Genomic DNA, 13,325 nt, shown 5'->3' on the forward strand with positions numbered 1-13,325 from the left:
ATGACAACCCTTGCCGCACTGGATCAGTGGGCAAGGGGGTTCTCGTGCTGCAAGGGCGCGGAATTGTGCCCATTCGGGTAATGAGCTTTGTGTCGGGTGAGCAGGATGCCTTATCCTGTTTCCAGCCACGCTGCGTTTGCAGCGCTCCAACTCGGGATGGAACTTATGCGCCTCTTCGACTCTCCCTCTGCTTTTCACCGCTCTACCGCTGGAACCGGCGCTCTGCGCCGCCGCTGCTCGGCCCTGCTGCTTTGCGGGGTGGTCGGTTTGCTGTCTGGTTGCGGCCCTGACAAGCCCGCCAGCCAAGTACCGACCACAGAATCCACTGCGCAGCAGGAGGCCGGGGCGCCAACTTCTGTAGTGCAGGCCAATGCCCGCCAATACCGCGATGCGCCAGCGCTGGCGCTGGTCTTCTCCGGCCCCCTGTCGCCCAAGGCAAACTGGCAGAGCTGGCTCGGGGTCAGTGAAGGGGGCAAGCAGGTGCAGGGGGAGTGGATCTTGGCCGACGATGGCCGGACCCTCTATTTCCCGAACGTTCAGCCCGATAAAAGCTATGAGGTGAGCCTCAAGGCGGGGCTGGGCCCATCCCCCCAGAGCTGGACCCTCAAAACCCGGCCGCTGGAGGCGGGGGCTTCGTTTACCGCCAGCGGCATGGTATTGCCGCTGCGCGACGAGCTGCGCCTGCCCATCAGCGCGGTCAACGTGGATGAGGTCAATATCGACTTCTTTCGGGTCGATGCCGAGTATCTACCCCGTTTTATGGCGGAATATCGCCCCGGTGCCAGCATGGGGAACTGGGAGCTTGAGCAGATCACCAAGCGGGCCAAGCGGGTATTCAGCGGCCGCTATGCGCTGGAGCTCGATGCCAACCGGCGCGAGACCCGCCTCATTAATGTGAAGGAGCCGCAGCTGGCTGAGGCTGGCGTCTACTTTGCGGTGATGTCGCCCCTTGGCAACTACGACTGGCGCAAGGAGACCACTTATTTCGCGGTGAGCGACATGGGGCTCAGTGCCCGCCGTTACCGCGATCAGCTGGAGGTGTTCGTGAGCTCCCTGGCCAGCGCCGACCCGCTCAAGGATGTGCAGCTCTCCCTGCTCGACGAGAAGGGCAACCGGCTGCAGGTGCAAACCACGGATCTCCAGGGCCATCGTCGCTTCGATGAGGTGCAGGGGGCTCGCCTGCTGCTGGCCGAACAGGGCAACCATCTGGCGGTGCTGCGTCTCGATGGGGCGGCGCTCGATCTCTCCACCTTCGATCTCGGCACCCAGCCCTGGCAGGCCCAGCAGCTCTATCTGTTCAGCGGGCGCGATCTCTATCGTCCCGGCGAGCGGCTCGACAGCGAGATCCTGCTCAAGGGCCAAGATGGCCAGCTGTTGCCGGGCATGGCGGTGGAGCTGGAGGTGAAACAGCCGGACGGTCAGCTGCTCGAACAGAAACGGCTGCTACCGGACAATTTGGGCGCGGCCCACTACGGTCTGCGTTTGCCGGACGATGCGCCGCTCGGGCGCTGGACCATCAACCTCAAGACCGTCGCTGGCAGCCGCTTTGAGTGGCCCTTTTTGGTGGAGGAGTTTTTGCCGGAGCGGCTCAAACTGCAGCTCGGCAAGGGGCCGGATGGTGAAGTAACGGATCTGGACGCCGCCCTGACTATGCCACTGCTGGGGGACTATCTCTACGGTGCGCCTGCGAGCGCCACCAAGGCGAAGGCGGAGGTGAAGATCAGCCGCGCCACCATGCCCTTTACCCAGTGGCAGGAGTTCACCCTGGGTGACGTGCTGCTCGCTGAGCAGGCCAGGGATCTCGAGCCTCTCAATCTCACCCTTGATGCGCAGGGGCAGGGGACTTTTTCGCTTGCTGATGAGCTCGATGGGGTGCGCGCCCTCGGGCCGCTGGAGGTGGCCTATCGGGTATCGCTCGCCGAGCCCGGTGGCCGCGCTGTCAATCGCAGCCGCACCCAGTATGGCTGGCCTGCAGGCAGCCAGTGGCCGGCACTCAAGGCCGATTTCGTGGCCGATCTGGTAGAGGGGGGCAAGCCGCTCCCCTTCCAGATCCTCAACCTCGATGACAAGGGCCAACCGGTGGCGGGGGCGGTGAAAGTGCGCCTTATCAACGAGTACCGCGACTACTACTGGCACTACGCCGATGGCGAGGGGTGGAAGTACGAGTTCAACAGCCAGCCCTATCTGGAGCAGGAGCAGACCCTGCAGCTGGATGGCAAGGGGCCGACCCCGCTCACGCTGCAACTGGCGGCGGGCTGGTATCGATTGGAGGTGGAGAACAGTCAGGGCCATCAATCCAGCCTGCGGGTGGAAATAGGCAGTTACGCCTGGGGTGGCGGTGGCGAGCAGGCGCGGCCTGACAAGATTGCCATCACCCTCGACAAACGCGCCTATCAGGCGGGTGACAAGGCAAAAGTGACACTGGTGGCGCCGCGCCCCGGTAAGGGGTTGCTGCTGGTGGAAGATGGCGACGTCCTGCGCTGGTGGCAGCGTATTGAACTCAAGGGGGCTGGTGGCGATGCCAAGGATGCCCGCGGCGAGTTCGAGATCCCGGTCAGTCCCGAGTGGCAGCGCCATGACTTGCATATCTCGGCCCAGATCGCCGCGCCAGACAGCGCCTCCAAACCGGTCAGCAGCCAGCAGGGACAGAGCTTGCGCTCGGTCGGGCTGGTGCCGCTCACCCTGGATCGGGAAGCTCGCCGTCTGCCGCTCACCCTGAGCGCGCCTGATAAAGCGGTGCCGCTCACCCGGCTGGAAGTGACCGCCACCTCCACCCCCAACAGTCAGGGCCGCGTGGTGCTGGCGGCGGTGGATCGGGGCGTGCTCAATATCAGCGACTACCAGCCTCTCGACCCGTTCGAGATCTTCTTTGGTCGCAAGCGCTTCGCCCAAGATTTGTTCGACAACTACGGCCAGGTGATCCCGCCGCAGGATGGCAAGCTGGCCCGCCTCAACTACGGGGGCGATCGGGCGCCGCTGAAAAAGGGCGGTGCGCTGGAGAGCCGGGTCGAAATAGCCGCGCTCTGGAGCGGCGAGGTGAGTTTTGACCAGCAGGGCAAAGCGGTGATCCCGCTCGATTTGCCCAACTTCAACGGCGAACTGGCGCTGATGGCGCTGGCCTGGAACGAACAGCAAGTCGGCGAGGCCGAGCGCGCCGTCAAGGTGGTCGCACCTTTGGTGGCCGAAATTGGCTGGCCGCGCTTTGGCGCCAGAGGGGATGAGACCCGGGCGCTGGTGCAGCTGCGCAACATGAGCGGCGAGGATCAGACCCTCTCCCTTGTCTGGACCCTCAACGGCGGGCTCAAGGCAAATGGCGAGCTGCCCGGCACCCTTTCCCTTAAAAACGGCGAGGAGCAGTGGCTGACTCTGCCGCTCACCGTGACCGGGGCGAGCGGCGTGGCGAGCCTGCAGTTGGCGGCCAGCGGCAAGGATTTTGCCATCAGCCGCGACTGGACTTTGCCGCTGCGTTCCCCCTGGCCTGCCGAGACTCGCCAGCGCTATCAGATGCTGTCCCTCGGCCAACAGATGAGCTTTGCGCCAGCTGAGCTGGTCGGGCTGGATCGCGCCAACCTGCAGGGGCTGCTCAGCCTCTCCGGTACTCCCCCCTGGGATCCGGCTGCCCAGTGGCAGGCGCTGGCCGATTACCCCTATGCCTGTCTGGAGCAGACCTTGTCCCGTGCCTGGCCCTACTTGCTGACCACGGCCGATGAGCGGGCCGCTTGGCGCAAACCCGCAGAGGGCAAGAAAGCGGCGAGCGAGGCGGATGTGCAGCGCGCCCTGCTGCAACGGCTGCAGCGGTTGCAACTGCCAAGCGGTGGCTTTGGCCTGTGGGATGGTCGCTCCGACGAGGAGCAGTGGCTCACCGCCTATGCCGCTGACTATCTGCTGGCCCGCAAGGAGGCGGGCGACGCAGTGCCGGAGGCGATGCTCAATCAGGCGCTGAACCGGTTGCAAAGCTATCTCACCGACAGCCAGTATGGCGAGCGCTGGAGCAGTGCCCCCGAGCACAGCCGGCTGGCCTATCAGGCCTACAGCGCCTATGTGCTGGCCCGGGTGGGCAAGGCACCGCTCGCTACCTTGCGACTTATCTGGGAGCAGCAGGCCGATCACGCTCGCTCCGGTTTGCCGCTGCTCCACCTCTCGCTGGCGCTCTCGGCCATGGGGGATGAGCAGAACGCCGCCAAGGCCCTCAGCCGGGCATGGGCGACCGAGCGCGGGGATGATTATCTGGGGGATTACGGTTCGCAGTTACGCGATGGAGCCCTCGAGCTCTCCTTGCTGCGCCAGCACAAGCTGGCTGCGGAGCGCTGGCCTGATCTCAGCGCCAAGGTGGCCGATACCCTGGCTCACCGTCAGTGGCTCAGCACCCAAGAGCGACTCGCTCTGTTACGACTGGCCCGTTTCGATCCTGCCGTCGACTGGCAGGCCAAGGTAACTTCCTCTCTTGGCAGTGGATCCCTGAGCGGTTCGGCCCCGTTGCAGCTGAGCGCCCCCGAGGCACTGGCGGCCAGTGTGGTTACCAATGAGGGCAAGGGATCCCTCTATGTGCAGCGCACCCTGATCGGTTACCCCGAACAGGCTCCTGCCCGTTTGAGTCAGGGGATAAGCGTGACCCGCAGCTGGTTCAACAGCGACGGTCAGCTGTTTGATCCCGCCAAGGTGAAGGTGGGCGATCTGGTGGTGGTGCGGCTCAACGTCAGCAGCGAGTCGGCGGTGCCCGATGCCCTGCTGGTAGAGATGGTGCCCGCTGGCTTCGAGCTGGAGAACCCCGCCCTTGGCAACAGCATCAAGCTCGAAGAGCTCTCCATCGAGGGGAAACCGGCGTGGCAGAGTGAGTGGAACGACTATCTCAAGCATCAGGAGTTTCGCGATGACCGCTACACGGCAGCGCTGGATCTGAGCGAGGGGAGCAACCAGCAGCTGGTTTACCTGATGCGGGCGGTGACGCCGGGTCGCTATCAGGTGCCACCGACCCAGGTGGAGGATATGTACCGGCCCGAGCTGCGGGCTGTGGGTGAGGATATCCACGAGGTGCGTATTTCTGAGTAACAAACCCTCCCTTGAGCGGGTTCGCCCGCTCACTTTCTGGCAGCATGGCTGGCTGAGTCTGGGTCGCAGTGGCCGCGCTGGCTGGCGCTGGCTTGGTCGTTTGCCACGCTGGCTGTGTTTCTCGGTGCTGGGCGTTGTAGCACTGCTCCTGTCATTGCTGGCGCTGGATCGACTCTTCCCGCCGCCGCCACTCGACCCAGCCTACGCACGGGTGGTGCTCGATATGAAGGGGCGGCCGCTGCGCGCCTTTGCCGATACCAGCGGCGTGTGGCGCTACCCCGTGACCCTGGAGCAGGTCTCCCCCCGCTATATCGAGGCGCTGCTGGGCTACGAGGATCGCTACTTCTGGCGTCATCCCGGGGTCAATCCGGTGGCCATGGTGCGCGGGGTCTGGCAGTGGCTGCGTTACGGGCGCGCCGTGTCGGGCGGCTCGACTCTTACCATGCAGGTTGCCCGCCTCATCGAGCCTTACCACAGGAGTGTGCCCGGCAAGTTGCGCCAGATGGCCCGTGCGCTGCAGCTGGAGTGGCACTATGACAAGCGCACCCTGCTCACCGTCTACCTCAACCGGGCGCCGTTTGGCGGCAACCTGGAGGGGGTGCAGGCGGCAAGTTTTGCCTATCTCGGCAAGAGCGCGGCCAAGCTGACCTATGCCGAGGCGGCGCTGTTGGCGGTGCTGCCGCAGGCTCCCAGCCGCAACCGGCCGGACCGCCATCCCGAGAGGGCCCGCACCGCCCGTGACAAGGTGATGCAGCGGCTGGTGGCACAGGGTGTCTGGCCCGAACAGGTGTGGCTGGAGGGGCGTATCGAGCCGGTGCTGGCCCGCGGTCACTTCACGCCGATGGAGGCGCCGCTCTTTGCCCGTCTCGCCGCCGACCATCAGGCCGGGGCGCTGGTGCACACCACCATTGATGGCGATCTGCAGCGTTGGTTGGAGGGGCGGGTGGCGAGCTATATCCGTCGCTTCCCCGAGCAGACCTCAGCGGCGTTGCTCTTGGTCGACAACAAAACCATGGCGGTGCGCGCCTATGTGGGCAGCGCCGAGTATGGCAATTTGCGTCGCCACGGTTACCTCGACATGGTGCAGGCGATCCGCTCCCCTGGCTCCACCCTCAAGCCCTTCATCTACGGTCTGGCCATGGATGAAGGGTTGGTGCACTCGGCCTCCCTGCTCTCCGATGCACCGAGACTAGGCTCGGAGTATCGTCCCGCCAATTTCTCCGGTGCCTTTCAGGGGCCGGTGACCCTGGCCCAGGCGCTGCAGCAATCCCTCAACGTGCCGGCGGTGCAGGTGCTGGAGGCGCTCGGGCCCGACAAGCTGGTCAGCCGTCTCGACAATGCCGGGGTGAGGCTGGCCCTTTCCGACAAACCCAATCTGGCCATTGCGCTGGGGGCGGCGGGCATTCGACTCGAGCAGCTGGTGGCGCTCTACAGTGCGCTGACCCGGCAGGGACAGGTGGCGATGCCGGTTTGGCTGGCGGGGCAGCAGGCGGTGTCACGCCCCTTGCTGAGCCCGGGAGCGGCCTGGGTCATCTGGCAGATCCTGAGCGCGCAGGGACGGGCTGATCAGCCTTTTGCCAGTGAGGCAACCGGCAGGGTCAACAGGCTGGCCTGGAAGACCGGTACCAGCTATGGCTATCGTGACAGCTGGGCGATGGGGGTCTCCGGTCGCTGGACCATCGGCGTCTGGCTGGGGCGCCCCGACGGTACCCCCATGCCCGGTTTTTACGGCCAGAGCGCAGCGGTGCCGCTGCTGCTCTCGGTCTACTCGCGGCTCTCGGACAACAGCCCCCTGCCGGCACAGCCCAACACGGTGAGCGAGGCTGAGGTCTGCTGGCCGCTGGGGCGCAAAATGAGCTCGACCCTGCCTGAGGCCTGCTTGCAGCGTCAGAGCGCCTGGTTGCTGGAAGAGCGCGATCCCCCCACCTTGCCGGATCCCATGGATTGGCCCTCGCCGCTGCGTCAAGTTGCATTGACCGCCGCGGGCAAGCCGACTCTGACCCGTTGCCCCGATGCGGCACAATCCGGTTTTCGGGCCCTCTGGCCATTGTCGCTGGAGCCGTGGCGGTCCCCCGGCGAGCGACGGCAGGCGCTGCTGGCCAGCGGTTGTGCAGGGGAGGGGCAGAGTGCCGAGCTGCAGGCTCCCATTCGCATCGTGGCGCTGGGGGAGGGCAACCTTATCCGCAGCCAGCGCTATCGGTTGCAGCCCAAGGTGCTCGGTGGTGTCGGCAAGCCGGCCTGGTTTCTCAACGGCCAGCGACTGCGCTGGGACGGGGATCAGGTGCTGAGTATGGCGGGTCGTTATCAGCTGGTGGTGGTCGATGAAGCGGGTAACAGCGATCGTATCGAGTTTCGTGTGGTGCATCCTGACAGTGATGCCAGCACCATCACCCGTTGATCGTTTTGCCGACAGCCATTGAGGTGAATGTAATTAACCATTTGAAATGCATCAATATTTGATTGGATGAATTAATTTGTGAATAATTACGAGTTCATTCAAATCCAATCGGGAGTTCTCTTTTGCTGCGTGTTTTGTGTCCCTTGCTGGTGCTGATGAGTTCGGGTTGTGCCACAACCAATCATGGTGATCACCATGTTTCTCCTGAACGAACCGGGTTCTATTCACCTTTCGAACCTGCTTCCGAGAGTTTTGCGCGTTGCTATCAGAAACAGTTTGCCTGTACCCCTGCCAATATCCGCCGTGACAGGGCGATGGAGGCGCGCAGGCAGGCGCAAGAGCGGGCCAATCACCGGGGTGATGATTGGTAGGCCGCAGAAAACGAGAGGGGTTGGCAGATGCCAACCCCTTTCTCATTCCGCCAATTCAGCCCGGTTGGCGCAGATGACCGAGCCGGGTGAAGAAGTGCTGGCTCTTGCGCTGGTGAAAGTGGCTCTTCTTGATGGGATGGAAGATAAGGTTGCTTTCGGGGTGGCTCGCTTTTAACTGGTGGAGCATGGCTACGGCGGGCAGGCTGGTGCTGACCAGGGTGGTGAGTGGTATGCTGAGGGTCTCGGGCCCCAGCAGTTGATTGAGCCCTTGCTGAGCCTGCTCAAAGCGGGTCAGGGCCGCCGGGTCGGCATAGCCGCTACCCAGCATGGCGAGCAGGTTGTCGATGGCCAGATGAAATTCGGCCAGCTGTTGGCGAAAGCCGCTGCGCCCGCGCAGGGCAATCAGCTCTGCCAACGGAATGTCGGCCAGGTGAGTGGGCACTTGCAACGGGATCTCGAGGTGGAAGCAATCCTGGCCGCCGCGATTGTGGTAGCGGGATTCGAGCAGGTGGAGCAGGCGGTCCAGATAGTCGTGATCGGTAATAAGCGCCCCGTCATTGGCGAGTGCCCACTCACGGGCAAGACGCATGGAGAGCAGGTTGGCAAAGCGCCGCGCCATTCTGATCCCCCCTTCATCCCGGGTCGCAAAGCTGTGAGTCAGGCAAAAGCCGTGCAGCCGCTCCAGCCCCGCCTGTTCCGGGCAGAAGCAGTCGTGGTTGGCCTCCTGACGCCAGCGACCAATCAGCTCCTTGTTGCCAAACACCTTGTGGCGGACGAAATCGGGGGCCACCAGGCCGCTTATCTGGCACTCCAGTTGCGGGGTAATGGCGGCAAAGAAGGCGGCATCGGGCCGCTCGGCCAGCAGGTCGGTCTGCTGTTGAAGGGTATCGAGCAGGGCGGTGAGCCCGCTCTTTTCGCTGACGGTGAAGACAAAGGCAAGCCGCTCCAGATAGAGCAGGGCAAATTTGAGCCAGAGCTCGTCGCGTACCTCCATGCCGGGGTAGTAGATATAGGTCTTCATCGGATCAGTCTGTTGTCAAAAATCTGGCGAGGCGCAGGGTCGGGAATATACGCAAGATTGGCGCTGCACGGCAAACACTGTATGGGGTAATGTGAGCAAACGCTCATCCAGTAGGCGCTGGCCACAAAGTTCTGATATAATTCGCGCCCTTAAATCAAGGTCACCCGAGTCATTACCATGAAGTTCATTATCAAGCTGTTCCCGGAAATCACCATCAAGAGCAAGTCGGTTCGCCAGCGCTTTATCAAGATCCTGCAGGGCAATATCCGCAATGTCCTGCGCCGCTTCGACGACGATGCCCGCGTACGGATGGATTGGGACAAGCTGATCGTGAGCTCCCGCAATGACCAGTTCCGCGAGCAGGCAATCGAAGCCCTGGCCTGCATTCCCGGCATTCAGGCCTTCCTCGAGGTACAAGCCAGCAAGTTTACCGATCTGCACGACATCTTCGAGCAGGTGAAAGCCGTTTGGGGCGACCAGCTCAAGGGCAAAACCTTCTGCGTGCGCGCCAAGCGCCACGGCAAGCATGAGTTCTCCTCCCTCGAGGTTGAGCGCTATGTGGGCGGTGGACTGAACCAGCACTGCGAAAGCAATGGTGTGCGCCTCAAGAACCCGGATGTGAAGATCAACCTCGAGATCGACGGCGAAGAGCTCTTTATTGTCAGCGCCATCCATCAGGGCCTGAGCGGCATGCCCATCGCGACCCAGGAAGATGTGCTGAGCCTGCTCTCCGGCGGTTTTGACTCCGGCGTGGCATCGTTCCAGTTCATCAAGCGCGGCTGCCGCGTGCACTACTGCTTCTTCAATCTGGGCGGTGCTGCCCACGAAATCGGCGTCAAGCAGGTGGCCTACCACCTGTGGAACCGTTTCGGCTCCTCCCACCGGGTACGTTTCACCGCCGTGGACTTCGAGCCGGTGGTTGCCGAGATCCTCGAGAAGATCGACAACGGTCAGATGGGCGTGGTGCTCAAGCGGATGATGATGCGTGCTGCCGCCAAGGTGGCCGATGAGTTCCAGATCCCGGCGCTGGTGACCGGTGAGTGTGTGGGTCAGGTCTCCAGCCAAACCCTCACCAACCTGAACGTGATCGACCGGGTCACCGACAAGGTGATCCTGCGCCCGCTTATCACTTGGGACAAGCCGGATATCATCAGTGAAGCCCGCCGCATCGGCACCCTGGAGTTCGCCGAGACCATGCCGGAGTATTGTGGGGTCATCTCCAAAAAGCCGACTGTGAAGGCCGAGCTCTCCCGCATTGAAGAGGAAGAGGCCAATTTTGACTTCTCCATTCTGGACAAGGTGGTCTCCGAGGCCCGTTACCTCGATATCCGTCGTATCGGTGAAGAGACTGCCGCTGAAGTGCAAGAGGTGGAAACCACCCAGGTGCTGGGCGCTGACGAGGTGATCCTGGATATCCGCTCTGCCGACGAACACGACGAGAAGCCGCTGGTGGTGGAAGGTCGTGAAGTACTGCATATCCCCTTCTTCAAGCTGGCCACCGCCTTTGGCGATCTGCCCAAAGAGAAGACCTACCTGCTCTACTGCGATCGCGGCGTGATGAGCAAGCTGCAGGCGCTTTACCTGAAAGAGAAAGGCTTTGCCAACGTCAAAGTTTACCGTCCGTAATTTGACGCTCAATCTCCCATAAAAAATCCGGCCAATGTGCCGGATTTTTGTTTTATAGCTCGGAGCTTGGATTTATGGACAGGGAACGGGAGTGAAGGAGTGCTCCCCCAGGCAACGCCAACCCATTTCCGCTCCCCTCATTTGCCAAAGGTTATCGCTGCGATAGAGAGTCAGGATATAGAGCATGTCGTTCTTGCTGCCATCGAGGGCAACCGAGAGTACCAGATCATTATCCAGTTGCTGTGCATGGATGCGACTGGGGATGTCGCTATGACCGACAAAACGAAGTGCTACCTCACGGTAGTCATTGACCCATTTCTGATGTAGCTCGTTCGCCTGACGTATCTGCTGGTTGAACTGCTGCACTGGCGCCGATGCCAGTCGTCCAAAAACGGCTTGTGCTTCGGCATGTGCTGCTGTCACGTTCGCAAGGAGGAGAGTGGTAAGCATACCGATTTTGTGCATGAGAAGTTCCGGCTAACAACGACTGCTTCTATGACAACAGAAAAGCCCATTTGGTTCAACGCACAACCCACAGAGCCATATTCCACTGCGGGTGTGCTTTCAGTTGCGTTGCAGCGAGAAGGTTGGTAGCGACAGGTGCCAGTAGATAGCAGCTACCCGCAAACCGAACACGGCTGTCATACAGATGAGCATGGCGGTTACTCTGTCCATGTTCGCCTCCAGTGCCAGGGTGTAGAGGATTCCGCCCAAAATGCAGGCTGTTGCATAGATCTCTTTTTGCAACACCATAGGCACTTCCCTGGCCAGTACATCACGGATCATGCCGCCTGCTACCCCTGTCATGGTCCCCATCAGCACGGCGATCAGTCCCGGGGTACCGAAGTTGAGGGCTTTTTGCGCCCCAATCACCGTAAAGAGGGCCAACCCGAAGGCATCCGCGACGGGCAGTACATACCAGGGCATTCTGCGGGGCAGTTTGACCATCCACATCCCGATCAGCGCCGTTGCAATGACCACCCAGATATAGAGAGGATCGCGAACCCAGAACACCGGGGTTGCTCCCAGGATCATGTCGCGGATGGTGCCACCGCCGATGGCGGTGACTGCCGCCAACACCATGACGCCAAATCCGTCCATTCTGAGCCGGCCCGCCACCAGAACCCCTGAAAACGCGAATACCGCAGTACCAAACATGTCGCTGATGTAAACAATCTGCTCAACCAGTGTCTGCATGGAAAACAACTCACGCCAAATTGTTGATGGGGCCGCGATTTTAGGGGCTGGAGAGCCCAATCGCCAACTGTGCTCGACAAAATTGAGAGTCGACACCGCTTTTTTCTCGCATCATGGACAGGGAGGGGCTCGAGTGTGCCTGTTTACCTCCTTATTGGAGGAGGGGCGCGATGAGTTTCTGCCACGTTTTAGTGGGCGTTTTTTTCCTTAAGTTTATCCCCGACCTGTCGATATATAGGGTAAGCGGCGTTAACGTGATGAAGCGTTGAAAAAAATGCTAAAGACATCGAAAAACGGGCCGTTAAATAAGACGCATCGGGCACAGAAAATAATAAAGCCAGAGCAAATAGAAGAGTAAATTTAATAGCTTAGGAGAATAGTCATGGGCCTTTATATCAACACAAACGTTTCATCACTCAACGCTCAGCGTAACCTGATGAACACGACCAAATCACTGGATACATCCTACACTCGACTGGCATCCGGTCTGCGTATCAACAGCGCCAAAGACGATGCCGCCGGCCTGCAAATTGCCAACCGTTTGACCTCCCAGATCAACGGTCTGGATCAAGGTAACCGTAATGCCAATGACGGTATCTCTGTTGCCCAAACTGCCGAAGGGGCAATGGATGAAATTACCTCCATGCTGCAACGGATGCGTACGCTGGCTCAACAGTCAGCCAACGGTTCCAATAACACTGATGACCGTACTGCGCTGCAGCAAGAGTATACCCAGTTGATGACTGAAATTGACCGGGTAGCCAAAGATACCACGTTTGGTGGTCAGAACCTGCTTAATGGCGGCTATGTGGGCACCTTCCAGGTGGGGGCAGACGCAGGGCAGACCATCACCTTCCGGATGACGACCGCCTTTACTATCTCGGGCATGGCCTCTGCCACCAGTGGTAGTGCGACAGTGGCAACCACGACCTCGGGCGAGCCGTATAACATCACGAAGACAGCAGGAACGCCGGTCACATCTACCAGTATGTCGACCATTACAGCTGCAAGCTCGGCCCAGTCGGCTATGGCCAACCTGGATTACATGATAAAGGTGGTGGACAGCAAGCGTGCTGAACTGGGGGCGGTACAAAACCGGTTTGACTCGACCATTCGCAACCAGGCGAACGTCTCCGAAAACGTTAGTGCTGCACGCTCACGTATCCGTGATGCAGACTTCGCCACCGAGACTGCAAACCTGACCAAGCAGAATATCTTGCAACAGGCCGCATCAACCATACTGGCCCAGGCGAACCAGCGCCCCCAGTCAGCTCTTTCGCTGCTGCAAGGCTAACAAAAGAAAACAGGGCGGTTGTTCAGGCCGCCCTGGTCAAGAGATGGAACAAAGGGGTGTTCGGTTCGCACTCTGTTCTATCGGGAGAGATATAATTCTCTACTAGTAATGCCAAGTGTTGTCCAGCTGTTCAGTTCTGTCACGCTTGGTCATATTCTCCTGAGCATATGCTCATCTTTAGGCCGGTTTACCGGCCTCTTTTTATTGTGTCGTCAAATCGACGTCACTCTACCCAACCTAAGCACAAACCGTGCCACAAAAATAATCCTGTCACACCATCTTGCAACCCCTCTATTACGTCTTGCACTATGTTTGCCATCTTGCTTTCCTTGCCATGTACCGGAGAAAAATTGCCGCGTTAGGCAACAA

The 13,325-nt window shown here is 60.8% G+C and carries 7 protein-coding genes; 4 read left to right on the forward strand and 3 right to left on the reverse strand.

Features of this window, described 5'->3' with window-relative positions:
* Positions 1–165: 165 nt before the first annotated feature.
* Together G5179_RS12255 and pbpC are read left to right on the forward strand one after the other, a co-directional pair.
* Positions 166–5,049, forward strand: a complete 4,884-nt coding sequence (locus tag G5179_RS12255) for an alpha-2-macroglobulin family protein (protein WP_421258456.1) — start codon at positions 166–168, stop codon at positions 5,047–5,049.
* Positions 5,015–7,447 (forward strand): penicillin-binding protein 1C, encoded by a 2,433-nt coding sequence (gene pbpC / locus G5179_RS12260; RefSeq protein WP_421258457.1) that lies wholly within the window; start codon positions 5,015–5,017, stop codon positions 7,445–7,447. Before G5179_RS12255 ends, pbpC begins: the two co-directional genes overlap by 35 nt.
* Before the next feature lie 426 nt (positions 7,448–7,873).
* On the opposite strand, the gene G5179_RS12265 is transcribed toward pbpC, so the two are convergent.
* Positions 7,874–8,839 carry a hypothetical protein gene (locus G5179_RS12265; protein WP_421204692.1) on the reverse strand — a complete coding sequence of 322 codons (966 nt, stop codon included), beginning with the start codon at positions 8,837–8,839 and terminating at the stop codon, positions 7,874–7,876.
* Positions 8,840–9,016: 177 nt separating this feature from the next.
* On the opposite strand from G5179_RS12265, the gene thiI reads away from it, so the two are divergent.
* On the forward strand, positions 9,017–10,465 hold the full coding sequence (gene thiI, locus G5179_RS12270; protein ID WP_421204693.1) for a tRNA uracil 4-sulfurtransferase ThiI: 1,449 nt from the start codon (positions 9,017–9,019) through the stop codon (positions 10,463–10,465).
* Between the two features lie 72 nt (positions 10,466–10,537).
* On the opposite strand, the gene G5179_RS12275 is transcribed toward thiI, so the two are convergent.
* Both G5179_RS12275 and G5179_RS12280 read right to left on the reverse strand, forming a co-directional pair.
* Complete coding sequence (locus G5179_RS12275) at positions 10,538–10,930, reverse strand: hypothetical protein (protein ID WP_042053183.1); 393 nt, start codon at positions 10,928–10,930, stop codon at positions 10,538–10,540.
* Positions 10,931–11,029: 99 nt separating this feature from the next.
* Complete coding sequence (locus tag G5179_RS12280; RefSeq protein WP_129503709.1) at positions 11,030–11,662, reverse strand: trimeric intracellular cation channel family protein; 633 nt, start codon at positions 11,660–11,662, stop codon at positions 11,030–11,032.
* A 382-nt stretch (positions 11,663–12,044) separates the two neighbouring features.
* Between G5179_RS12280 and flaA the strand changes: the two genes are divergently transcribed.
* Entirely contained in the window at positions 12,045–12,956 is a 912-nt protein-coding gene (flaA, locus tag G5179_RS12285; RefSeq protein ID WP_129503710.1) for a flagellin A, read from the forward strand.
* Positions 12,957–13,325: the final 369 nt, after the last annotated feature.

This window comes from Aeromonas sp. 600886, from assembly GCF_049174935.1.
Lineage (GTDB): Bacteria > Pseudomonadota > Gammaproteobacteria > Enterobacterales > Aeromonadaceae > Aeromonas > Aeromonas veronii_A.

Coding starts and splice junctions, on each gene's coding strand:
- thiI (WP_421204693.1), top strand. CDS start 9,017: ATGAAGTTCATTATCAAGCTGTTCCCGGAAATCACCATCAAGAGCAAG.
- G5179_RS12255 (WP_421258456.1), top strand. CDS start 166: ATGCGCCTCTTCGACTCTCCCTCTGCTTTTCACCGCTCTACCGCTGGA.
- G5179_RS12275 (WP_042053183.1), bottom strand. CDS start 10,930: ATGCACAAAATCGGTATGCTTACCACTCTCCTCCTTGCGAACGTGACA.
- G5179_RS12280 (WP_129503709.1), bottom strand. CDS start 11,662: ATGCAGACACTGGTTGAGCAGATTGTTTACATCAGCGACATGTTTGGT.
- flaA (WP_129503710.1), top strand. CDS start 12,045: ATGGGCCTTTATATCAACACAAACGTTTCATCACTCAACGCTCAGCGT.
- G5179_RS12265 (WP_421204692.1), bottom strand. CDS start 8,839: ATGAAGACCTATATCTACTACCCCGGCATGGAGGTACGCGACGAGCTC.